Genomic DNA, 23416 nt, shown 5'->3' with positions numbered 1-23416 from the left:
AAACGGATGGGGTGGGCTAGGCCACCGCGTCGTGCAGGCGCGCCGCCTGCTTGTCCTTGAGCGGGCCGATGACCGACAGGGACGGGCGCTGTCCCAGGATGTCGCCCGCCACCGCGCGCACCTCGTCGGGGGTGACCGTGGCGATCTCCTCCAGCATGTCGCTCACCGACATCTGCTCGCCCCAGCACAGCTCGCTCTTGCCGATGCGGTTCATGAGCGCGCCCGTGTCCTCCAGGCCGAGGACGGTCGAGCCCCTGAGCTGGCCGATGGCGCGTTCGATCTCGTCGTCGGACAGGCCGTGCTGCGCCACGTGCTCGAGCTCGTCGCGGCAGATCTTGAGCACGTCGTGCACCTGGCTGGGCCGGCAGCCGGCGTAGACCCCGAAGAGGCCGCAGTCGGCGAAGCCCGAGGTGTACGAGTACACGCTGTAGGCGAGGCCGCGCTTCTCCCTGACCTCCTGGAAGAGGCGGGAGGACATGCCGCCGCCCAGGGCGGTGTTGAGGACGCCCATGGCCCAGCGGCGGTCGTCGGTGCGGGCCAGGCCCGGCATACCGAGGATGACGTGGGCCTGCTCGGTCTTGCGGCCGAGGAGCTCCATGCGGCCCGCGGCGCGCAGCGGCTTGCTGCCGTCGCGCGGGGCCATCGGGACGGCGTCGGTGCGGGTGAGGGCGCCGGCCTTCTCGAAGGCGGCGCGGACCTGGCGTACGACCTTGTTGTGGTCGACGTTCCCCGCGGCGGCGACGACGAGGTGGGTCGGGTCGTAGTGCTTCTTGTAGAAGCGGGCGATCTGGCCTCGGTTCAGCGCGTTGATCGTGTCGACCGTGCCGAGGACCGGGCGGCCCAGCGGGGTGTCGCCGAGCATCGTGTGCGCGAACAGGTCGTGCACGCAGTCGCCCGGGTCGTCCTCGGTCATGGCGATCTCTTCGAGGATGACGCCGCGCTCGGCGTCGACGTCCGCCGCCTCGATGAGCGAGCCGGTCAGCATGTCGCAGACGACGTCGATCGCGAGGGGGAGGTCGGTGTCGAGCACGCGCGCGTAGTAGCACGTGTACTCCTTCGCCGTGAAGGCGTTCATCTCGCCGCCGACCGCGTCGATCGTGGCGGAGATGTCGAGGGCGCTCCGGCGGGAGGTGCCCTTGAAGAGGAGGTGCTCCAGGTAGTGCGTCGCGCCGTTGAGCGTGGGGGTCTCGTCGCGCGAGCCGACGTTCGCCCAGATGCCGAACGTAGCGGAGCGTACGGAGGGCAGGGTCTCGGTGACGATGCGCAGACCCCCGGGAAGGGTGGTCTTACGGACCGTACCGATGCCGTTCTCGCCCTTGATCAGGGTTTGGGTACGGGCGACGGCCCGCGCCTCCGAGGAGGTGCGGGCCGTCGCCTTGGAGCTACGGGACGTCACTTGTCGGTGTCGTCCTTCTCGTCGCCCTCTTCACCCTCGATGACCGGGATCAGGGAGAGCTTGCCGCGGGAGTCGATCTCGGCGATCTCGACCTGGACCTTGGCACCCACGCCGAGGACGTCCTCGACGTTCTCCACGCGCTTGCCGCCGGCGAGCTTGCGGATCTGCGAGATGTGCAGCAGGCCGTCCTTGCCCGGGAGCAGGGAGACGAACGCACCGAAGGTCGTCGTCTTCACGACGGTGCCCAGGTAACGCTCGCCGACCTCCGGCATGGTCGGGTTGGCGATCGAGTTGATCGTGGCGCGGGCGGCCTCGGCGGCCGGGCCGTCGGCGGCACCGATGTAGATGGTGCCGTCGTCCTCGATCGTGATGTCGGCGCCGGTGTCCTCCTGGATCTGGTTGATCATCTTGCCCTTGGGGCCGATGACCTCACCGATCTTGTCCACGGGGATCTTGACGGTGATGATCCGCGGAGCGTTCGGGGACATCTCGTCCGGGACGTCGATGGCCTCGTTCATGACGTCCAGGATGTGCAGACGCGCGTCACGGGCCTGCTTCAGCGCGGCGGCCAGGACCGAGGCGGGGATGCCGTCGAGCTTGGTGTCGAGCTGGAGCGCGGTCACGAACTGCTTCGTACCGGCGACCTTGAAGTCCATGTCACCGAACGCGTCCTCCGCACCGAGGATGTCGGTGAGGGCGACGTAGTGCGTCTGGCCGTCGATCTCCTGGGAGATCAGACCCATGGCGATACCGGCGACGGCGGCCTTCAGCGGCACACCGGCGTTCAGCAGGGACATGGTGGAGGCGCAGACGGAACCCATGGACGTCGAGCCGTTGGAGCCCAGGGCCTCGGAGACCTGGCGGATCGCGTAGGGGAACTCCTCGCGCGTCGGCAGGACCGGCACGATGGCGCGCTCGGCGAGCGCGCCGTGGCCGATCTCGCGGCGCTTGGGCGAACCCACGCGGCCGGTCTCACCGACGGAGTACGGCGGGAAGTTGTAGTTGTGCATGTAGCGCTTGCGGGTCACCGGGGAGAGGGTGTCCAGCTGCTGCTCCATGCGGAGCATGTTGAGGGTGGTGACGCCCAGGATCTGGGTCTCGCCACGCTCGAACAGCGCCGAGCCGTGCACGCGCGGGATGGCCTCGACCTCGGCGGCGAGCGTACGGATGTCCGTGACGCCGCGGCCGTCGATGCGGACCTTGTCCTTGATGACGCGCTCGCGGACGAGCTTCTTCGTCAGGGCGCGGTACGCGGCGGAGATCTCCTTCTCGCGGCCTTCGAAGGCCGGCAGGAGCTTCTCGGCGGCGATCTCCTTGACGCGGTCCAGCTCGGCCTCGCGCTCCTGCTTGCCGGCGATGGTGAGCGCCTGCGAGAGCTCGGAGGTGACGGCGGCCGTGAGGGCCTCCAGGACGTCGTCCTGGTAGTCGAGGAAGATCGGGAACTCGGCGGTCGGCTTGGCAGCCTTCGCGGCGAGGTCCGACTGGGCCTTGCAGAGGACCTTGATGAAGGGCTTCGCGGCCTCGAGACCGGCGGCGACGACCTCCTCGGTGGGGGCCCCGGCGCCGTCCTTGACGAGCTGGATGGTCTTGTCGGTGGCCTCGGCCTCGACCATCATGATCGCGACGTCGCCGTCCTCGAGGACGCGACCGGCGACGACCATGTCGAAGACGGCGCTCTCGAGCTCGGTGTGCGTCGGGAAGGCGACCCACTGGCCGTTGATCAGCGCGACGCGGACGCCGCCGACCGGGCCGGAGAAGGGCAGACCGGCCAGCTGCGTGGACGCGGACGCGGCGTTGATCGCCACGACGTCGTACAGGTGGTCGGGGTTGAGCGCCATGATCGTGGCGACGACCTGGATCTCGTTGCGCAGGCCCTTCTTGAAGGAGGGGCGCAGCGGGCGGTCGATCAGGCGGCAGGTGAGGATCGCGTCCTCGGAGGGGCGGCCCTCACGGCGGAAGAAGGAGCCGGGGATCTTGCCGGCGGCGTACTGCCGCTCCTCGACGTCCACCGTCAGGGGGAAGAAGTCGAGCTGGTCCTTGGGCTTCTTCGAAGCGGAGGTGGCCGACAGCACCATGGTGTCGTCGTCCAGGTAGGCCACGGCGGAGCCGGCGGCCTGACGGGCCAGGCGGCCCGTCTCGAAGCGGATGGTGCGGGTGCCGAAGGAGCCGTTGTCGATGACGGCCTCGGCGTAGTGGGTCTCGTTCTCCACTAGCGTTTTCTCCGTTACTTTTCGTCTTTTGTCCCTGCGCCCGTGTGGCGTGGGACGGGGGCGGAGAAGCGCGCCTTGGGTGCGGGCCGGTCTTCGATCGAAGCACCCGGTGCGGACGGAACGCGTCTCCCGGGGGCCACTACCGAGGACCGGCGGCGGCGAGGATGCGCTTCTCCTCGTTCGGTGATGCCTGGGTGGTACTGGGGGTGAAGCTTTTGTCGTGCGTCCAGACTACAAAGCGACAGTGACAGTGCGCACGTACAGCAAAAGGGAGCGGCCCCCTAGCAGGTGGGAACCGCTCCCTTCCATGGCGTCTTATCGGGCGCCGGCCGCACCGCGGCGGATGCCGAGGCGCTCGACCAGCGTACGGAAGCGCTGGATGTCCTTCTTGGCCAGGTACTGCAGCAGGCGGCGACGCTGGCCGACCAGGATCAGCAGACCACGGCGGGAGTGGTGGTCGTGCTTGTGCGTCTTGAGGTGCTCGGTCAGGTCCGAGATGCGGCGGGAAAGCATGGCGACCTGGACCTCGGGGGAGCCGGTGTCGCCCTCCTTCTGGCCGAACTCGGCGATGATCTGCTTCTTCGTAGCGGCGTCGAGCGACACGCGTACTCCTCGTAGTCTTCTTCGTGGCCACCGAGTGCCCCTGGTCCACTTCTCAGGGGAGCTTCCGTTACTCGGGAGGCGAGGTCCGCCGGGCGCAGTCTCCGGATTCCGGCGAACCGGGATCCGAGGGCGCACACAAGCGGCCGTCACACAGGGTACCAGCCACTTCGTGTGCGACCGACCGCGAGCCCGGGCGGGCCCGCGGCGTCATGGCACGGCTCAGGAGGTCATGGCGCGCGCACGCGCGTACACGTCGAAGACGGCGAGCGTGAGCGGCACCAGGGTGAGCAGGACGAACGTCTCCGCGATCTCCATGAAGCGGCCCCAGAAGGGCGAGATCCCGCGGCGGGGGGTGACCAGGCCGATCGACGTGATCAGCGCGGTGGCCGCCGCGATCACCGCGACGAGCCAGACCGTGCGGATGTTGAGGGGCGTGTGGTCGCCCTGGAAGAAGTCGGTCAGGTAGTCCAGCGGCGGGTGCAGGGAGAGGCCGAGCCCCAGCAGGACGAGGGAGGCGAGACCGGCGGCGAGGAGCGATGCGACCTGCGCGGTGTAGCGGAAGATCTGGGCGCGCATCAGCATCGCGACGCCGGTGGCGAAGGCGAGGAGCTGGCCCCACAGGTTGTCTGAGAAGCCGAGGACCGCCGCGGAACCGACGGCCACAAGGGCGCAGCCGCCGACGAGGCCGACGAGCAGTTCGTGGCCGCGGCGGGCCTGGGCGGCGATCCGGTCGGCGTCGACCGGCTCCTGGTGCGCGGGGTCGTTGCCGTACTCGGCGCGGGCCGTGCTCGGGGGTTCGAAGCCGATGGGCAGGCGGGCGAAGCGCATGGAGAGGCCGGGCAGGAACGCGAGGGCTCCTACGGAGAGCGGGGCGCACAGGGCGGCGGTCTCGACGGCGGTCAGGTGCGTGAGGGTGGCGATGAAGGTGGTGAGCACCCCGATGGCCGACGCGAACACGAAGGCCACGAAGGGGCCGTCGCCGCGCGGCGAGACGAGGGTGAGGATCACGGCGGCGACCAGGACAGCCGTGCAGGCCAGGAGGAACTGGAGCCGGCCGATCCCCTGGTGGTCGGCGAGGGGCAGCAGGCCGGAGCCCGCCACCGCGACGTTCGGCAGGGCGCCGAGGCCGAGGGCTACGGCCGAGCCGTGGTCGTCGTAGACCCTGGCGCGCACGCCGGCGAGGACGACCAGGAGCAGGCCGGCGACGGCGGCGAGGACGCCCTGGAGGCTGTGCATGTCGTGGAGGGGGTGGCCCGTCCAGATGACGAAGGCCATGAGGGCGGGCAGGACTCCGCCGCCGATGAGGCCGGCGCCACGGGTCAGTTCGCCGCTCCACAGGCTGCGGTCCCGGGTGACGGCCGAGGCGACCGCTTCGGAGACGTCGTCGAAGACGGCCGGCGGCAGCGACTCGGAGAAGGGGCGCAGGGTGAGCAGTTCGCCGTCGAGGATGCGCTGCGCGGTGAACGAGCGGGCGCTGTCGAGGACGGTGCCGTCGCGGCGTACGAGGTGGTAGCCGACCGGGGCGCCCTCGGCGGGGCTCTGCTGGGAGAGCCGCAGGATCTCCGGGTAGAGGTCGGCGACGGGTACGTCGTCGGGCAGTGCCACGTCGATCCGGCTGTCGGGCGCGACGATGGTGACGCGGCAGAAGCCGAGGCCCGTACCCCCCGAAGGGGCTCCGGTGCCCGCTCCGCCGGTCGCGCCGGCGCTCGCGGAAGCGGAAGCCGTCATGCTCACCTGCTGTTCCCCCTCGGTTGGTGTGTCCGGCCCGGTCGGTCAGTCCGACCGTGCGGCCGTGGTGTGTGCAGCCGTTTGTGGAGGTCTTGTGCACGTCGCTCGCGCGCGCTCCCGCCGCCCGTCAACGGGGCTTCCAGGACCGGCTCTCACGGTCCGCGCTGGTACCGCACCGCGCGAAATGCCCTGTTTTCCCAGGCTGTTCCACGGCGCTCGACCGCACCCACGGCACCCTACCGCCCACCGTTGTCAGTGACCGTCAGTAGGATCGCAAATCACGATCGACGTCCGCCTGACACGGGGCGGCGGACGGAATGCCTCGGTCCGGCAAGGGAATTGGTGCGAAGTGAGTCACATCGTCGTGAAGCGCCCACCTCGGGCGCTGCCGTCCGAAGTGCCCACGGAAGAGGTGGTCCTGCAGCCGCCGCCGGAGCTACCGCGCGGGCAGCAGGAAGGCGCGTTGATGCAGCTCCTGCCCATGCTCGGCATGGGCGGCTCCATCGTCTTCTTCTTCAACAGTCCCAGCGGCGGACCGTTCATGAAGATCATGGGCATGGTGATGATCGCGTCGACGCTGGCGATGGGCATCTCGATGCTGGTGCGCTACCGGCGCGGCACGCAGGGCCAGATGTCGGACATCCGCCGTGATTACCTGCGTTATCTGTCGCAAACACGACGTGACGCCACGAAGACCGCGAAGGCGCAGCGCGACGCGCAGTACTACCTGCACCCCTCCCCCGAGCAGCTGTGGGCGCTCGTCGCCGAGGGCAGCCGGGTCTGGGAGCGGCGCACGGGCGACGAGGACTTCGGGCAGGTCCGCGTCGGACTCGGCCCGCAGGCGCTCGCTACTCCGCTGATCCCGCCGCAGACCGCGCCGGTGGACGAGCTGGAGCCGCTCACCGCGGGCGCCATGCAGCGCTTCCTCGCCGCGCACGGCACGCTCGAGGACCTGCCTATGGCGGTCTCGCTGCGCGCCTTCTACCACGTGACGGTCAGCGGTGAGCCGCAGACCGTACGCGGCACGGCCCGCGCCCTGGTCGGCTCGCTGGCCTCCCTGCACTCCCCCGAGGACCTGGTCATCGCCGTGGCGACCGGCCGCGAGTCCGCGCCGCACTGGGACTGGGCCAAGTGGCTGCCGCACAGTCAGGCCCCGGGCCAGACGGACGGCGCCGGCAGCCGTCGTCTGATCACCACCGACCCGATGGAGCTGGAGGCGCTGCTGACCACGCGCCTCCAGGGCCGTCCGCGCTTCCACCCCGGCGGCGCCCCCGTTCCCGAGCAGCCGCACCTCGTCGTCGTCCTCGACGGCGTGTCCCTGCCGCCGATGTCGATGCTCGCAAGCCCCGAGGGGCTGCAGGGCGTGTCGGTCGTCGAGGTCGTCCCCGGCGACCTCTCGATGGGCCGCGGCGACCTCTCGATCGTCGTGCAGCCGCGTTCCCTGACGCTGGAGTCGGCGCACGGGATGGTCTACGAGGGCACTCCTGACGTCCTGTCCTACGAGGCTGCGGACGCGCTGGCGCGGCAGTTGGCGCCCCTTCGCGTGGCCACGGGCGGCGACGACGACGAACCGCTGCTGGCGAACCTGGACTTCACGGATCTGCTCAGCCTCGGTGACGCCGCCTCCGTCGACACCAAGCGCACCTGGCGCCCGCGTTCGCAGTCCGAGCGCCTGCGCGTGCCGATCGGTGTCGGCGAGGACGGCCGGCCCGTCATGCTCGACCTCAAGGAAGCCGCGCAGGAGGGCATGGGCCCGCACGGCCTGTGCGTCGGCGCGACGGGTTCCGGTAAGTCGGAGCTGCTGCGCACCCTCGTGCTCGGTCTCGCGGTCACGCACTCCTCCGAGACGCTGAACTTCGTACTCGCCGACTTCAAGGGTGGTGCGACGTTCGCGGGCATGGCCCAGATGCCGCACGTCGCGGCGGTCATCACGAACCTCGCGGACGACCTGACGCTCGTCGACCGCATGGGCGACTCCATCCGCGGCGAGCTCAACCGCCGCCAGGAGATGCTCCGCGACGCGGGCAACTACGCGAACATCCACGACTACGAGAAGGCGCGCGCGGCGGGTGCCCCGCTCCAGCCGATCCCGTCGCTCGTCCTGGTGATCGACGAGTTCAGCGAGCTGTTGACGGCGAAGCCGGACTTCATCGAGATGTTCGTACAGATCGGCCGTATCGGCCGTTCGCTCGGCGTGCACCTGCTCCTCGCCTCGCAGCGCCTCGAAGAGGGCCGGCTGCGCGGCCTGGAGACCTACCTCTCGTACCGCATCGGTCTGCGGACGTTCTCCGCCGCCGAGTCGCGCGCGGCGCTCGGTGTGCCGGATGCCTACGAGCTGCCGAACGTGCCGGGTTCCGGCTTCCTGAAGTACGGCACGGAAGAGATGGACCGCTTCAAGGCGGCGTACGTGTCCGGGACGTACCGCTCCGGTTCCGCGCAGACCGCGGTGGCCGGCGGGCCGCTGCCGGTGGACCGGCGTCCGGTGCTGTTCACGGCGGGCGAGGTGCCGGTGCAGTACGTGGCCGTGCCGGAGCAGCGCCCCGAGGCGACGGCGGCCAAGACCGACGACGCGCTGGCCGACACCGTGCTCGACGTCATCGTGCGGCGCCTCGAGGCGCAGGGTCCGGCGGCCCACCAGGTGTGGCTGCCTCCGCTGGACAGCCCGCCGTCGCTCGACAGCCTCCTGCCGGGCCTCGCGCCGGTGCAGGGCCGCGGCCTGACGCAGCCGGGTTACGAGGGCGCGGGTCGCCTCATCGTTCCCGTCGGCCTCGTCGACAAGCCGTACGAGCAGCGGCGTGACCCGCTGTGGGTCGACTTCTCCGGCGCCGCCGGTCACATGCAGATCCTGGGCGGTCCGCAGTCCGGCAAGTCGACGCTGCTGCGTTCGCTCATCGCGTCGTTCGCGCTGACGCACACGCCGTACGAAGTGCAGTTCTACGGCCTCGACTTCGGTGGTGGCGGTATGGCCGCCGTCGACGGGCTGCCGCACGTCGGCGGGGTGGCCTCGCGCCTCGACCCCGAGAAGGTGCGCCGCACGGTCTCCGAGGTCTACGGCGTGATGATGCGCCGCGAGGAGTACTTCCGCTCCGCGGGCATCGCCTCGATCGGCGACTTCCGCGCGCGCCGGGCCCGCGGTGACATCTCGGTCACCGACCAGCCCTGGGGTGACGTGTTCCTCCTCATCGACGGCTGGGGCAACTTCCGTTCGGACTACGAGGGCCTGGAGCCGGCGGTCCTGGACATCGCGGCCCGCGGCCTGGGCTACGGCATCCACCTGGTGCTCACGGCCTCGCGGTCCATGGAGGTCCGGGCGAACATGAAGGACCACCTCATGAACCGCCTCGAGCTGCGGCTCGGCGACACGATGGACTCCGAGTTCGACCGCAAGGTCGCGGCGAACGTGCCGACGGGCGTGCCCGGCCGCGGTCAGTCGCCGCAGAAGCAGCACTTCATGGCGGCGGTCCCCCGTATCGACGGCCTGTCCTCGGACACGGACCTGGCCGAGGCCACGGCGGCGCTGACCGCCGAGGTGACGCGGCACTGGACGGCGCCCGGCGCCCCCGAAGTGCGGCTGCTGCCACGCGAGTTCGCGGCGGACCGGCTGCCTCCGGGCAACATGTTCCCGGACCGCGGTGTGTCGTTCGCGCTCGATGAGGACAACCTCGAGCCGGTGTTCATCGACTTCGAGCAGGACCCGTTCTTCCTCATCTTCGGTGAGAGCGAGTCCGGCAAGTCGAACCTGCTGCGCCTGCTCATCAAGCGCCTCACCGAGCGGTACGACGGCGACACGTGCAAGCTCTTCGTGGTCGACAACCGCCGCGCCCTCCTGGACGTGACACCGGCCTCGCACCTGGCCGAATACATCCCCATGTCGAACTCCATGGGGCACCACATGGACGCGCTCGCCGACCTGATGCAGCGGCGTACGCCGACGGCGGACGTGACGGCCCAGCAGCTGCGCGACCGCAGCTGGTGGCGGGGTCCGAACGTCTTCGTGATCATCGACGACTACGACCTGGTGTCCACGTCGAGCGGCAACCCGCTGTCGGGCCTGACCGAACTGCTCCCGTTCGCCCGGGACGTCGGCGTCCGCTTCATCATCGCCCGCTCCTCGGCGGGCGGCGGCCGGGCCGCGTACGAGCCGTTCATCCAGCGGATGAAGGAGCTCGGGGCCCAGGGCCTGGTCCTCGCGGGCGACCCGGGCGAGGGCGACCTCATCGGCGGCGTGCGTCCGCGTCCGATGCCGGCGGGCCGGGGTGTGTTCGTGTCGCGGAAGCGGGGGAAGCCGCTGGTTCAGACGGGACTGCTTCCGTCGGATCACTGACCCCTGCGGACGGTGGCGTACTGAGAACGTCACAGTTCCGCTAGGTGGCTTGAACTGGCCGGATCACTCTGGTCAGTTGGACGCGATGTGAATCCGCTCCCCCTTCGCGGGCTCCGAGAGCTCTGATGAGTTCCACGAGGCCCACGAGCTCTCCGAGTACTTCGAGTACTTCGAGTACTTCGAGCTCTTCGAGGGGGAGCGGACGGCACGGCAGCGCGTCCGCGACACGGGGAAGGGGTCAGTCGATGGCCTGGGACGAGTGGGAGCAGCTCAAGGCGAACGCCCAGCAGAGGGGGAACGCCAAGATGCAGTTGAACCAACTTGCCGATCCGGGCGGCGGCGGTGGCGGTGAGAACACCCAGGGCGACCTGACGGTCGACTTCCCCGACCTGGCGGCCATCGGTGACGCTGCCTACCGGCTGCGTACCCGCATGGACCGCGAGAGCGACCACGCCCGTATCTCCTCGATGAACGCCGCCGGCGGGCTCAAGGCGGAGTTCGCCATCGGCAAGGCGCTGGATCACGTGGCCGAGCGCTGGGTGGACCAGGTGCAGTCCCTCCTCGACGCCTGCGCCCACATCTCGAACCACCTCGACTACACCAAGGACGCCCACAAGGGCGACGAGGAACACATCTACGGCGTCCTCAGCAGCATCTCCACGCTCGACAAGGGCTTCGACGAGAAGCGGGGGAACTGATGGACCTCGACGCACTGCGGTACGGGAACTTCGCCGCGCTGGGCGAAGCCGTCGGCGACTGGGAGGAGATGGTCGTCAGCCTCAAGTCCCTCCAGGACGACGCCGAGCGCGACCTCAAGGCCAAGGCGGACAAGGCGAACTGGCACGGAGCCAACGCGACGGTGTCGCGGGAGTTCGTGGACAAGACGGCGGGAGAGTTCGCCGACGCGCATACGCAGGCCAATTCCATCGCGAAGATCCTCGGCGACACCCGTGGCGAACTGATCGACTACCGCCAGCAGTTGAACGACGCGATCGACCGCGGCATGAAGAAGAACCTCACCGTGGTGGACACCGGGAACGGTGGGTTCACCGTCACGATGAACATCCACCCCGACCGTGCCGCGAAGGGCACGACGGTTCCCGAGCACTCCGTGCAGGACGTCACCGACCTCCGCGACGAGGTGCAGCGGATCCTGAGCGGCGCCACGGAGAGCGACAACACCGCCGCCAAGGCGCTCACCCTCATCGTGGACCAGTCCACGTACGGCTTCTCCGGGGCCGACTACAGCGACCGCGACGGGGCGGCGAAGGCCATCAAGGAAGCCGACGACCTGGCCAACCTGATGAAGACGAAGGGGGACGACATGTCCCCCGAGGAGTTCGACCGGCTCAACGCCTCCATGGCCCGGTACAAGAACGACCCGCTGTTCCAGGAGGAGTTCGCCAAGACCCTCGGCCCGCGGGGCACCCTCGACTTCTGGGCCGACCTCTCCGACGGCTCGGACGGCGGCGCGCTGCAGCGGGCCCGCCGTGACCAGCTCGGCGACTTCCAGAAGAACCTCAGCATGACGCTCGCGGGCGCGACACAGTCCGACTCGGCCGACATGCAGGCCTGGAAGAACCAGATGGTCGACCTCGGCGGCGAGACGATCAAGACGCGGGGCAGCAACGTCTACGGGTTCCAGCTGATGAGCAACCTCATGCGCACCGGCAACTACGACGACGACTTCCTGAACAAGTACGGCAACAAGCTGGTCGAGACCGAGAAGAAGATGAAACTCCCCGACCACTACTGGCAGGGGATGGGCGGCCCGCCGATGCCGAAGATGAACTTCATCGGTGACGACTTCGGCCGTGATCCGATGACGGGCTTCATGACCGGCCTCTCCAACAGCCCGGACGCCGCGACCGCGTTCTTCAACGAGACGCATCCGCAGGACAACGCGCAATGGGTACTCAAGGAGCGGCCCGTCTTCGACGACACGCCTCTCGACGACGGGGACGGGAACCAGTCGCGCGACGCGACGGGCAAGGCGCTCCTGGCGGCCACGAGCGGCATGAACCCGAACGACCCCAACGCCACGTACGTGGAGCACACTCCGGAGAACCGCCAGGCCCTGGACCGCTCGCTCAAGTACCTCTCCGAGACCGGCGACGACTTCCCGAGCGAGATGCGCGACGACATGGCCAAGGTCCTCGTGAACTACGGGGACGAGACGCACCACTCGATGAGTTCCCAGGCCGACCATCCCGAGGACCCGAGGCAGCTCGACCGGCATCAGCTGCTCGAGGTGACCAAGCAGATCTCGCGCAACCAGGACTCGTACGGGCTGCTGAACGACGGGCTGAACCGCGAGATCGTCCGCGACATCAACACCGATCACCCGAGCGATCCCAAGGAGACGCTGCAGCGGGCCGGCGCGACGGTCGGCTTCCTGGAGGAGGCGCGCTATCAGGCGCTGGACACCGACAAGGAAGACCCGTCGTGGAAGGCGAAGTGGGCCTATCACGGCATCGGCGGCGCGCTGAACTTCGTTCCGGTGGTCGGCGACGCCGCACAGCGTGGCGTCGACGCGCTGACGTACCAGTGGCAGCAGGACGAGCAGGCCCGCATCGACGACGAGAACCACCAGCAGAACGGCAAGACGTTCACGGGCCGCGAGGGGCAGCTGGAGTCGCTGGCGAAGATCTGGGCGGCGGCCAATCCGGGCCAGACCGAGAACAACGCGTACACCTTGACCAACGAGATCAACGGGGCCGCCTTCGACGGCAACGCGCGGGCCCGGGGACTGGCGGGCGATCAGTGATTCGGGTTGCGCTGTCTCGGTCCCTTGGGGTTACTGCGGTTGCGGTCTGCTTGATGTTCAGCGCGTCGGCGTGCAGCGGTTCGTCCGGGAAGGACTACGCGGTACCGAAGGCCGTGTGCGGAGTCCCGGTCGAACCCGATCTCCTGTCCCCACTCCTCCCCGACGGCAAGAAGCTGACGGAACAGAAGTACGGCTTCGGCGCCACGCAGCCGCGTTGCCGGCTGAAGGTCGACGGGGACCTGGCCGTGTACTTCTCCGGAGACGTGGTCCCGGCGAGCACCGACGTCATGGCGGTGAACGAGCGCGGAATGCTGAGGCTCGGCCGTCCGGCCACCGCGGACATCGGCCGGGGCGCCCGCATCGCGGACCTCGGAGCCCTGGCCGTGGACAAGTGCGTGTACGGCGGGAAGCAGCAGCAGTTCGTCGCGAACATCGAGTTGCAGCAGCAGGCGCCCAAGGACGTGCAGAAGCGGCGGGACGCACTCCGCGCGCTGCTGAAGGCGTACCTGCCTGCGGCGAAGAAGGACGTGGGCTGCGGCTGAGGCCGAGCACTCCGGGGGTGCAAGTCGCGTGACGGGCCGCGCACCCCCGGTTGCCCCAAGTAGGCTTGCCGGACGGCAGGTACGTACATCGGGAAGGGGCCCCGGATCATGGCCGAGGCAGTACAGGGTGTGGAAACCGACGCCGCCGGGGAGTCCCCCGAGGACGTCGCGGCGCGCAAGGAGCGGGAGAAGAACGAGCTCTACGCCCTCGACATCTCCGACGTCACCTGGCACAGCGCCCCGGGCACCGAGACCCACGAGGAACGCGTCGAAATCGCCCAACTCCCGGCCGGCGCCGTAGCCATGCGCTCCTCCCTGGACCCCGACACGGTCCTCCGCTACACGGAGGCGGAGTGGACGGCGTTCGTGTTGGGGGCTCGGGATGGGGAGTTCGATCTGGAGTGAGAGGCGGGGCCGGGCGAGGGACAGGCGAGGGAATAGCTCGGGTGCGGAGCTGGGGTGCGGGCCGCTTCAGGACGATTGCCGGCCCAGACACCCCGCTCTCATCAACCAGCGCTGCCTACGCCGAAGGCCAGCCATTCGGGGACGGGCTGCCCCTTGATCACTTCTCCGCGCACGGTGTCGCTACCGAAGAAGATCCGCCCGTTCTCCACCACGACGTCGCTGTATTTCGTGTACGTCAGACCCATCGCCTCACCGAGAACCGTGAAGTAGAAGTAGACCGTCTCTTTCCCAGTTCCCGGGTCGAGGCTCACCAGTGAGAACGGCGCATAGTTGTCGGTACCACGCCTGAAGGCGAGAAGCTGGTCACCGCTCATTCGGATCGGATAGATCATCTGGTCCCGACCCGCCTCGAACTTGACGACCGGCTTTCCGGTTCCGAGGTCGAAGGAAACGATCCGGTTCGTTATGTGGTTGAGCTTTCCGACCTCTTCACCACTGTTGATGAATACTTGACCGTCACCCACAGCAACGTCGCTGCAGTCGTCCACGGCCGAATTAATGATCCCGTCATCACAGTACAAGTCGTAGTGACCGCCATCGAGACGAATCGTCGCCCGATACTTCCCCTTCTCGTCCAGCGAGATCAGGTCAGAGATGCTCGGGTCGCCAGCAGCAACGGCGATCACAGGCGGCTCGGACGAAACAAGATAAACGAGATTCACCCCGTCGGCAACGTCATACCTCCACGCCTGCTTGCCTGTGAGCGGATCGATTTTGGCGACTGTATAAACAGGCTCGTAATCCGAACCCACCAGGCATTCGATTCTAAGGAGAAGACCCTTCCCTCCGGCGAAACCACTATCGTGACACTCACCAGTCGCCTTGTGTGTCCAGCGCAGCTTCCCGGTGTTCAGGTCATAACCGGAGGAACCGTGCCACCAGGCCGTGGACACCACACCGCGTGTCATAGTGACATTCGGTAGGGGAATGTATTTTCCCTTCCACGGAACGACTACCTGCCAGAGCTTCTTCCCGGAATTGAGGTCGAAGAGCGCGAGCTGATTGCAGGTACCGTCTTTCTTCTTGTCCTTGAACATGACGGCAGTCCGGCCGTCGACAGTAACGTGCTTCATCGTGGCGCAGATGGGGCCCGCGAGATCGTGCCTCCACGCATCGTCGCCTGAATTGACCTTGACCGCTACAAGCGCGTTGTCGTTGCCCTTGACCAGTACCTTGTCGGTTGCCCAGGTTCCCGGTGTTTGCTGTTCATCATCCCGCCTGGCTCCCGCGTCCTGGATCGACGACACCAAACGGCCGGCTCCACCGCCGGGAGCCTCTTCGAGAGTCTGGCGGACATCGTCAGGAGCCTGCTTTGAAGACACCGCTTTACTGTTGGTTCCCGAGTCGCCGCTCCCCGGCAACCCAGCAATGAGAAACCAACCGCCTACGCAGACCACCGCCACAAAGGCAAGGACAACAGAACCCCACACCTTTATACGTCGACTCCGACGCTCCTGCGCCACACGCGTCGACTGCGTGAAAGGTGATGGTGGTGGCCCAAAGGTCATTACATTCTTCCGTTTCGGTGAAGCGATGGAACCAAGCAGGCTTTCCCGCCGCCCAGGCGCCGGTAATCATGTTGTGTACCGGCATGGCAACGGGGTGGACGCCTCCCGCGCGCGCCCACCCCGCATACTGCGCTCTTCCCTCTAGAGGAAGAAGCTGGCGGCCTTCTTGTCGCCACCCATGTAGTCACCGCCGGCCTGGTGCACTACCAGACCGATGCTGTGGAGGGCCTGGTGGATGTCGCGCGCTTCCTTGTCCCACTTCTGCTGCTCTTCGCCATACTTGCTCTGGGCTTCACCTTCCCAGTAAGCGACCGTGCCGGCGACCAACTGCTTGATCTCCTCCAGGTCGGCATCAAGCTGCTTGGCCATGTTGCCGATTTCAGTGGCCGCGGTGTCGAGAGAGCCGTACTTGACGACCATCTCGTCGTGGTTCATACCCATGATCTACTTCTCCATCTCCCGTGGTTTCGCTAGCTACTGACGCGCGACAAGGCGCGCTTTTAGTAGCCGCTGAGCGTGGACTTCGGAGCGCCGTCGTACACGTTGATCTTGTTGACGGCCTGGCGCACCTGGTCCTCGGAGTCGTCCTTGATCTTCCGAGTTCCGCTCATCCCGTCGAGGAACTTCACGAGGATGCCGCCGATGGTCTTCAGCGACGTGTTGATCTCATGCTGCTTCGTGTTGAAGGCGTTGGCGCCAATGCCCTTCCAGTTACCTTCCAGGCTGTCGATCGTCCCCTGGAGGCGGTGCACCGTCGCCTTGATGTTGTCGAACTTGTCCGCGATCTTGCGCTCGAGCGCAATCATCTCGGAATCTGAGAGCCGCTGTCCGTCTGCCATGTTCGGCCTTCCTCTCCTGAGTTACTGGTGGAACTTTCCGGATGTTGCCTCGCAGGGAATCAACTCCCCCGCTCGACAAACGTCGTGTGTTTGCCGCTCAGCCGGAGCGTCGTGTCCGTGTGAACGCGAACGCTCCTCCCCCGATCACCACCACCGCGACCGCAACTCCGGTTCGATCCACAGCTGATCGTTGCCGTCCGAAGAAGACTTCGTAGGCGATCCTGCCTGGGTGGTCGCGTCACCTGAAGTGGATTTCTGGGGCTGTGACGAGGCTGGTACGCAAGTAGAGGGGGCAGCGCCGGGGAGTGAACCGGCCGCCGAAGTCTTCGGGTTGGCGATCGTGCCGACCACCGGGCTGTGCGCGGCGAGATCCATCGCCTCAAGCCGCAGGCTGGGCGTCTTCGACTGCGAGGTCGATCGCCCGTGGACGACGTCGCACTGCTTGAAGGACTTGGGGACTCCCGCACCGGCCTTCAGGTCAGCGGCAGCCGAGGCCGAGACGCAGGCCGGCCTCATGTCAGCAGGAAACACGACGCGTCCCCCTCCCCGTTCCCCGTCAGTCCAGCAGCTCGCGCCGCCCGCAGCGCAGCGGCGCGGGGTCTCTCGTCGAGCCATTACCACTTTAGTCACGCCGCACAACGGAACCAACCGGCCCGTGTGCTAGGTCAGTTACGAAACTCGCTTCTCACGCCGGGACTTACGGGGCAAATTTCCTATCTCGCCCGCCCTTGATGTTCACCCTCAAGGTTCAACTCCGGGCTCTGACGGCTCTGCAGCCCAAGTACGGGAACCCTCAGCAGAGGAAGATACCTCCATGGAATCTTCACCGTCGTTACGTAGAGAGGCACTCGTGCGGCAGTGAGACCTCGGATGCGAACGGGAGCCGGCTCACCATTCCGAATTCGTCACGCACGGGCCCGCCCTTTCAGCGTGCCCGTACATTCCTTGATCAACGACTTCGATGCCGATTCATCTCTGCCGCCCGGTTCGAAAACCGGGCGACCGCGGAGCCTCCCCCCGTGGACAACTCCCGGTTCGGCCGACCGCGGATTGCGGGTCGGGCCGCAGTCGCCGATGCGGTTCGGGGCGGCCCGACTTCAGGGGCGCAGGCACATCGACGACCGGCCGAACAATCAGTCCGGTTGCGCCTGTCTCGCGAGAGGCGCAACGAAGCCGAGAGTGTCAGCTCGCGGCCGGGGTGGGCTTCTCGTCGGCCTTGATGTCGAAGTTGATGTTGCTTCCGTCCACCGAGGAAACCTTGACCGTCACGCCCAGCGTGCTGCCGTCGCTCGCCGTGAGAGTGCAGCGGCCGGTGTTGCCGACCTTCCCGACAAGGTCCTCGGGGCAGGTGACGTTCGGCTTCGGCTGGCCCGTGGTGGCGGCGAGCTTCTCGGCGACCGTGTCGGCCAACTTCTCCTTGGACAGCTTGGGGTCGGACTTCCCCACGCTCACCGACCCCGAGCAGCCGACGAGCAGCGTGCCTGCGGCTACGGCCGACAGGGCCCACGTTGCGACGGAGAGACGGGACTTAATCATTAGAGGGTCCGTTCCAGTGGTCTGAGAAGCAGGTCACATAAAGCCGGAAGAGCGGACGGCCCCTTCGGCGCGCCCAGCATATGGCGCACAAGTGGCACCCACTTGGTGCACTTTCTCCGAACTCCGGGCAAATTGGAACACGCTGCAGACTCTTCACCTAGCTGGCAAAGGATCTTCACTCGCGCGATCTCAGGTGGTGGACGCGGTGCCGACCTCGGTTCACAGGAGCACATCGCGTCCGGAATAATCTCGGCCTATGGAACAGGTGCTTCAGACCCTGGCGATGATCGCCTTCTTCTCGTTCATTGTCGGAATGTTCACGCTCGTCATCAGGGCGTTCATCCGCAGTAGCCGAGAGCAGGATCGGATCCGGAAAGGTTGGGCGGACCTCCCCGGGTTCGCCGCTGCACGTGGCTGGACCCACGAGCGGAGCGTGCCGGGAGGGGCCACCGAGTACTGCGGGGTGGGCCCGATGCCGGGCACGGGTTCCAACCTGACCGCGTGGCACTACATCACAGGAGAGTTCCGCGGCCGTTCCTTCAAGTGCTTCGAGTACCGGTACGTGAATCCTTTGTCGGGTGACACCCAGGGCGGCAACAGGCAGTACACACACGAGTCCGTGTTCCTCATCTCGGCGCCCGGCATGGGGACGCCGGTCATGCACATGGAGCCACCGACCAAGATCGACAGGCTGATGGGTCTTGGGCCCAGAATGTTGCTCGGCGTACCGGACTTCGACAAGAAGTTCCGAGTCGACACACGTGACGAAGCTTTCGTCCGCAGCGTCCTGACTGACGATATGAGGGCCTTCTTTCTGTCGGATGCACGTGCCGAGACGCACCCCCTTCGCCTGCGCGACGACGAACTTTTCACGTGGTACACCGGCACCTTGTCTCCGCAAGAGATCGAGGACCGGCTGAACTACCTGTGCGACGTCATGGACCGGATTCCCGCGCAGGTGTGGACAGTCGCCTGAGCGGAATGCAAAGTGCCCCTTGAACCGGTTATGAACGTCACCGGGTCAAGGGGCACTTTGCATGCGCCGACGGCTAGTTGGCCCCGTCGGCCTGCTGCACCGTCCGCAGGAATTTCTTGTAGTCCTCGATGACTTCACCGAGTTGGTTCCGAGTCGCGGTGAGGACGATTTCGATCACCGCGCGCTGAGCCGGGTTCCGCACGTCCTCCATGCCGAGGTACACCTGGCTCTGGCACAACTCGATGGGCTCTCCGCGCAGCGTGGTGGAGAGTACGAGGTTCTGCACGATGCCCGGAGAGTCCGTGAGCCCGGGAATGTCCGGAGTTCCGATCTCGGTCTTCTTGAGGACGCGGACGGGCCCTCCCTGCTCAAGACGGGGCACCGACTCGTCGGCGATCTGCGAGATGGTGGCGCCGTCGTTACGCATCTCGCCGGAGATGGTGATGTTCGCCGTGAAACCGCCATCGACAGAGGCCGGGTGGAGCGCGACGAACGCGACGTTCGGCGCGCCGACCTCGTCCGGCGGTGCTGCGTGCCAGCCGTCCGGAAGCGAAAAGGAAATCTTGACCGGCAACGTGGCTGCCATGGTGGATCCAATCCTTCTGTGAACTTGAGCGCGGTCTAGAACCAGCTGCCGACTGTGCTGTCCCAGGCGTCGCCCACAGCGTCAGCTCCGTCGCTGAGTGCGTCGGTCACCTTGTGGGGATCGACGGTGAAATTGAACCCGACCTTTCCGCCCAGGCCCAAACCCACTCCGACGTCACCGCCGATGGTGAACTTTCCGTCCTTCATGCCGATATCGGCATGTGCTTCGGCTCCCACGCCCGCCCAGGCCTCACCGTTCACACCGGCACCGACACCGGCGATGTCGGCCGATGCGGATCCGGTCGCCTTGGCTCCGGCGAACGCCTCCGCGCCGGCGTGCACCCCGTCCTTACCGACAGTGGCTTCCACCGACGCATCGGCACCCACGAAGGCCTTCGCCTCACCCGAGGTCCCGAGGACGCCGTACTCCATGCTTCCGCTCGCGGACGCCTGGGCGAGATACGCGGTTCCCGAAACACCAGCCTTGAACCGTCCGTCGGTGACACTCATGCCCGCCGAACCGTCTACGCCCAGCGCCTGGACACCTGCCGCATACTTGTACTTGGCGTCGCCCAATTTCCCGTCGTGGTCGACGCCCTCGGACCATACGCTGGCCTTGTCCGACCACTCGGCGATTTTGATACTCACCTCGGGCTTCTTCTTGGCGGAGGTCGTCGCATCGTCGGCGGCATCGGTCGACACAGGTTGTTTGTCCCGGAAGTACCAGCTGCCGTCCTCGTTCCTGCCCCACTCCTTGTCCGTGTGGCGCGGGTTCGTCCTGGAGCCGGACCACCGCTTCTTCTCCCTGGCCCACGTCTCGGGTGCGATGGCGGCCTTACCGACGCCGTGGTCCTCAAGCCACTTCTTCGTGTCGACACCATTGCGGATCGCGACAAGCCAATCAGGGCTGTCCTTGGAGTCGCCCGCGAGAGCGTGGAGCTTTTTGACGAGCTTCTCGGTCTCCTCCTTGAGCGTGTCCTTCGCACCCTTCAGGACGCTTTCGGCGCCCTCGTGGTCATCGGCCTTCCACTTGTCGATCGCGGTTCCGGCCTGCCCCTGTGCCCAGGTCAACGTGGAGGCGTACGAGTGAACCGCCTTGGCGGCCGACGACATCGCATCGCTCGCGTAGTACCAGTTCTTCTTTTCCTTGGCCAAGGTGGGCCAAAAGGCGTCACTGGCCTGACCGACCCAGCCCTTGATGCGCACGTCGCGCAAGCCGTCGCCGATCTTCTCAAACTTGTCGGACCAGCCCTTGAAGGCGGTCTCGAGTTCGCCGAGCTTGCCGGCTTCCCCCGGGATGAGATCCTTCGGGTCGTCAGTCCACCCGAGCGTCGGTGCCATGCGTGTGGAATCCCTGTTCTTGTTCTTGAGTTTGCGTCTAGCTCAACAGCGTCAGGAAAGCGCGGTTTTGACGGACTTCACCGCATCACGGATGGCCTCATCCGTTTCCTCGAATTTTCCGTTGGCCTGATCAAGTCCGTCGGCCAAGGTCGCCGCAAGGTCAGCCAGGAACTGAGCGCTTCTCTCCCACGTCGCGGAGAACGTCGCCAGGGACGCAGACGCGTCGTCATCTCCAGCCTTGGTGGCCAGATCCCCCTCGTCCCCCAGGTCCACTTTCTTGACCGGCTTGAGAACTTCCAAGATGTCCTTCGCGCCCTGCTTCAAGACGCCTGGGCCGACTCCGAGATCCGCAGCCACGACGACTCCCCCTATTCAAATCCACTTGCACGCACACCCGACAGCACCGGGCGAAGGCACGCTACCACCGGAAACGCACCTCAAAGTGCGCCCTCACCGGCCCTTCACCACTCCACCCCACGACCGCTTCTGACGCCGGAGAACATCCGCTCGACCTGACAAATAGCGGGGACAACTCGGCCTGAAATGTGAGCTACCGCCGATTTCCCTGAAAGGGGATGTCGAACGGAGTCGGCTCGTTGAAGGCATGAGCGTCGCGTCTTCCAGCAGTGCGGAGAAGTAGGCGGCCGACGCGTCGGCGGACTACGCGAACTCCGTTGCCCAGAACGGCAGTTGCCGCAAAGCCGACTGACCCCTCAGCACGCACCCAGCTTCGAAGTCACCGCCAAGCGGTACGCGCGCTGAGTGATGGTTCCCTCGCCGCCCGCGATGCCCGGGGGTGTGTAGTCGTTCTTCGGGGTTCGGGTGCGCACGATGTGGGTGCAGAACGCCGCGTCCGCGCCGTTCGCCCTCACCATGAAGTACGCGTCCGTGTCCGTGTTCGCGCCGGCCGGCCCCGCGCCTACGCCGGACTCAGGTGCGCCCCCGCCGCCGTACTGGATGACCTTGCCCTCCAGCAGGGACTCGTAGGAGTCGAAATAGGCGGAGTCGGCCGTGAGTCCGTCGTCGAGGTAACCCCAGCCGTCCAGGTCGTCCGCGGCTTGCCGTACCGCGCTCGCGAGTTCGGCGTCGCTCCACTCCGAGTCGGCGGAGATCCGCACCAGGTTGAAGCCCTCGAAGACCATGACCGCGGCCATGATCAGGAAGATCCCTCGGCCCACGACGAAGGCCGCGTCGGGCAGGTCCGGTGCCGACGGGTTGAGGCTCTGGCGCCAGCCGCGTACGCGGTCCGCCTTGACGCACGCGGCCAGCAGCAGCACCCCGGCGATGCCGAAGCTGAGCGCGGTCATGCCGCTCACGCCCGGCCTGCCGCCTTCCGGCCCCGGCGGCGTGCGTCGCGTACCGCCACGGCCGCGCCGCCCAGGCCCGCGACCAGCACCGCGGCTCCGACGACGGTGTACGTGGCGAGGCGCGAGTCGCGTTGTTCCGCCGTCTCGCCGAAGTGGACCTGTGCCGCTTCGGGAGCCTCCGCCCGGGTGACCCCCTCATTGGCCGACGGGGTCTCGATCGGGTGGTCCGGGTCCTCCGTGACGGCACGCACGGGGTCGACGACGCCCCAGCCGACCGAGTCGTCGTGGCCGGCGATCGAGCGTTCCGCGGTCTGTTCGATCTGGGCGACGACCTCGGCCGCCGTCCACTTGGGGTGCTTCGCCTTGATGAGGGCCGCGACCCCTGCCACGTAGGGGGCGGAGAAACTGGTGCCGTTGTCGGAGCAGTGGCCGCCGCCCGGAACGGTGGAGACCATGTCGACGCCCGGTGCCGCCACTCCCACGAAGCTGCCCTGCTGGGAGAACGCGGCGCGTTCGTTGTTGCGGTCCGACGCGGCCACCGCGAGGACGCCGCGGAACGACGCCGGGTAGGTCTGCTGCTGCTTGCCGTCCAGGCCGTCGTTGCCCGCCGAGGCGACGACGACGATGTTGGCGGCGAGGGCCGTGTTGACCGCGTCCTGCAGCTTCGGGGCGGGCCTGACCGCGTCGGCCGTGTCCTGCGAGATGTTGATGACCTGGGCGCCGACCGACTTCGCGTAAAGGATGGCGTTCGCGAGGGACTCGGCCGTGCCGTGGCCCTCGGCGTCGTTCTGCTGGATCGGGATGATCCTGGCCTCGGGGGCCAGGCCGACGAAGCCGGTCTTCGCGGCCGGGCGGGCGGCGATGATGCCGGCGACGCGCGTGCCGTGGCCCACGGTGTCGGTGGTGCCGTGCTCGTTGCCGCGCGCGATCTTGTTGCCGTCGGCGTCCTTGAGGTTCGGGGGCAGCAGGTTCTTGCCCTCGGCGGTGTCGACGGCTCCCCTGAGCTGCGGGTTCTTGACGTCGACGCCCGTGTCGATGACGGCGACCTTGACGCCCTTGCCCTTGGTCTCGTGCCACAGGTCGTCCAGGAGGACGCGCTGCAGCGACCAGGGACGGCCTTCGTACTTCGGGTTCTTCGGGCCGAACGTGCACTGCTCGCCGTCGGCCGCCGCGGGGGTCGCCGGAACGAGTGCGGTGGTCGTCACCGTCACGGCCAGCGCCCCGACGAGTGCCGCCCCGCGCGTCCACGTCGCCGTGGAATTCCCTGATGCGTACGCCATCGTGACCCC

The 23416-nt window shown here is 67.3% G+C and carries 19 protein-coding genes; 6 read left to right on the top strand and 13 right to left on the bottom strand.

What is annotated here, in order from left to right; all coding sequences use genetic code 11:
• Positions 1-16: 16 nt before the first annotated feature.
• The 4 genes from ABZ893_RS12960 to eccD form a co-directional block, all read right to left on the bottom strand.
• Complete coding sequence (locus ABZ893_RS12960) at positions 17-1396, bottom strand: pitrilysin family protein (protein ID WP_361401278.1); 1380 nt, start codon at positions 1394-1396, stop codon at positions 17-19.
• Positions 1393-3606: a polyribonucleotide nucleotidyltransferase gene (locus tag ABZ893_RS12955; RefSeq protein ID WP_361401276.1), complete on the bottom strand. Its 2214-nt coding sequence runs from the start codon at positions 3604-3606 to the stop codon at positions 1393-1395. Before ABZ893_RS12955 ends, ABZ893_RS12960 begins: the two co-directional genes overlap by 4 nt.
• Positions 3607-3921: 315 nt before the next feature.
• On the bottom strand, positions 3922-4209 hold the full coding sequence (gene rpsO, locus ABZ893_RS12950) for a 30S ribosomal protein S15 (RefSeq protein ID WP_361080795.1): 288 nt from the start codon (positions 4207-4209) through the stop codon (positions 3922-3924).
• Between the two features lie 219 nt (positions 4210-4428).
• Positions 4429-5937, bottom strand: coding sequence for a type VII secretion integral membrane protein EccD (gene eccD, locus ABZ893_RS12945; protein WP_361401273.1), 1509 nt, complete (start codon positions 5935-5937; stop codon positions 4429-4431).
• Positions 5938-6286: 349 nt separating this feature from the next.
• Here eccD and eccCa point away from each other — a divergent pair, with 349 nt between their 5' ends.
• From eccCa to ABZ893_RS12920, 5 genes are all read left to right on the top strand, one after another.
• On the top strand, positions 6287-10261 hold the full coding sequence (gene eccCa / locus ABZ893_RS12940) for a type VII secretion protein EccCa (RefSeq protein ID WP_361401270.1): 3975 nt from the start codon (positions 6287-6289) through the stop codon (positions 10259-10261).
• A 245-nt stretch (positions 10262-10506) separates the two neighbouring features.
• The gene (locus ABZ893_RS12935; protein ID WP_361401267.1) at positions 10507-10959 is read left to right on the top strand and encodes a hypothetical protein; all 453 of its coding nucleotides are present in this window, start codon (positions 10507-10509) and stop codon (positions 10957-10959) included.
• Positions 10959-13028, top strand: coding sequence for a hypothetical protein (locus ABZ893_RS12930; RefSeq protein ID WP_361401264.1), 2070 nt, complete (start codon positions 10959-10961; stop codon positions 13026-13028). The genes ABZ893_RS12935 and ABZ893_RS12930 overlap by 1 nt, the downstream gene beginning before the upstream one ends.
• A gap of 53 nt (positions 13029-13081) precedes the next feature.
• A complete protein-coding gene (locus tag ABZ893_RS12925) occupies positions 13082-13570 on the top strand; it encodes a hypothetical protein (RefSeq protein ID WP_361401261.1) in 489 nt (162 codons plus the stop codon).
• A 108-nt stretch (positions 13571-13678) separates the two neighbouring features.
• Entirely contained in the window at positions 13679-13975 is a 297-nt protein-coding gene (locus ABZ893_RS12920) for a DUF397 domain-containing protein (protein ID WP_361401258.1), read from the top strand.
• 101 nt (positions 13976-14076) lie between these two features.
• On the opposite strand, the gene ABZ893_RS12915 is transcribed toward ABZ893_RS12920, so the two are convergent.
• From ABZ893_RS12915 to ABZ893_RS12900, 4 genes are all read right to left on the bottom strand, one after another.
• Positions 14077-15357 (bottom strand): PQQ-binding-like beta-propeller repeat protein, encoded by a 1281-nt coding sequence (locus tag ABZ893_RS12915; RefSeq protein WP_361401255.1) that lies wholly within the window; start codon positions 15355-15357, stop codon positions 14077-14079.
• A gap of 327 nt (positions 15358-15684) precedes the next feature.
• The gene (locus ABZ893_RS12910) at positions 15685-15978 is read right to left on the bottom strand and encodes a WXG100 family type VII secretion target (protein WP_361401252.1); all 294 of its coding nucleotides are present in this window, start codon (positions 15976-15978) and stop codon (positions 15685-15687) included.
• 65 nt (positions 15979-16043) lie between these two features.
• On the bottom strand, positions 16044-16382 hold the full coding sequence (locus ABZ893_RS12905; protein WP_361401249.1) for a WXG100 family type VII secretion target: 339 nt from the start codon (positions 16380-16382) through the stop codon (positions 16044-16046).
• Between the two features lie 1182 nt (positions 16383-17564).
• The gene (locus tag ABZ893_RS12900) at positions 17565-17918 is read right to left on the bottom strand and encodes a DUF4333 domain-containing protein (protein ID WP_361401246.1); all 354 of its coding nucleotides are present in this window, start codon (positions 17916-17918) and stop codon (positions 17565-17567) included.
• Positions 17919-18174: 256 nt separating this feature from the next.
• Between ABZ893_RS12900 and ABZ893_RS12895 the strand changes: the two genes are divergently transcribed.
• Entirely contained in the window at positions 18175-18894 is a 720-nt protein-coding gene (locus ABZ893_RS12895; RefSeq protein WP_361401243.1) for a hypothetical protein, read from the top strand.
• Between the two features lie 73 nt (positions 18895-18967).
• Here ABZ893_RS12895 and ABZ893_RS12890 read toward each other — a convergent pair whose 3' ends face one another.
• The 5 genes from ABZ893_RS12890 to mycP form a co-directional block, all read right to left on the bottom strand.
• Positions 18968-19480 carry a hypothetical protein gene (locus ABZ893_RS12890; RefSeq protein WP_361401240.1) on the bottom strand — a complete coding sequence of 171 codons (513 nt, stop codon included), beginning with the start codon at positions 19478-19480 and terminating at the stop codon, positions 18968-18970.
• Positions 19481-19515: 35 nt separating this feature from the next.
• Positions 19516-20820, bottom strand: a complete 1305-nt coding sequence (locus ABZ893_RS12885) for a putative T7SS-secreted protein (RefSeq protein WP_361401237.1) — start codon at positions 20818-20820, stop codon at positions 19516-19518.
• Positions 20821-20871: 51 nt separating this feature from the next.
• Entirely contained in the window at positions 20872-21177 is a 306-nt protein-coding gene (locus ABZ893_RS12880; RefSeq protein WP_361401234.1) for a hypothetical protein, read from the bottom strand.
• 356 nt (positions 21178-21533) lie between these two features.
• Positions 21534-22136, bottom strand: a complete 603-nt coding sequence (locus ABZ893_RS12875) for a hypothetical protein (RefSeq protein WP_361401231.1) — start codon at positions 22134-22136, stop codon at positions 21534-21536.
• Positions 22133-23407, bottom strand: coding sequence for a type VII secretion-associated serine protease mycosin (mycP, locus tag ABZ893_RS12870; protein WP_361401228.1), 1275 nt, complete (start codon positions 23405-23407; stop codon positions 22133-22135). Before mycP ends, ABZ893_RS12875 begins: the two co-directional genes overlap by 4 nt.
• Between the last annotated feature and the right edge of the window lie 9 nt (positions 23408-23416).

The organism is Streptomyces sp. NPDC046821 (assembly GCF_040645335.1).
Classification (GTDB): Bacteria; Actinomycetota; Actinomycetes; order Streptomycetales; family Streptomycetaceae; genus Streptomyces.
The sequence above is the reverse complement of the archived record's forward strand: the minus strand, read 5'-3'. Positions and strand labels throughout refer to the sequence as shown.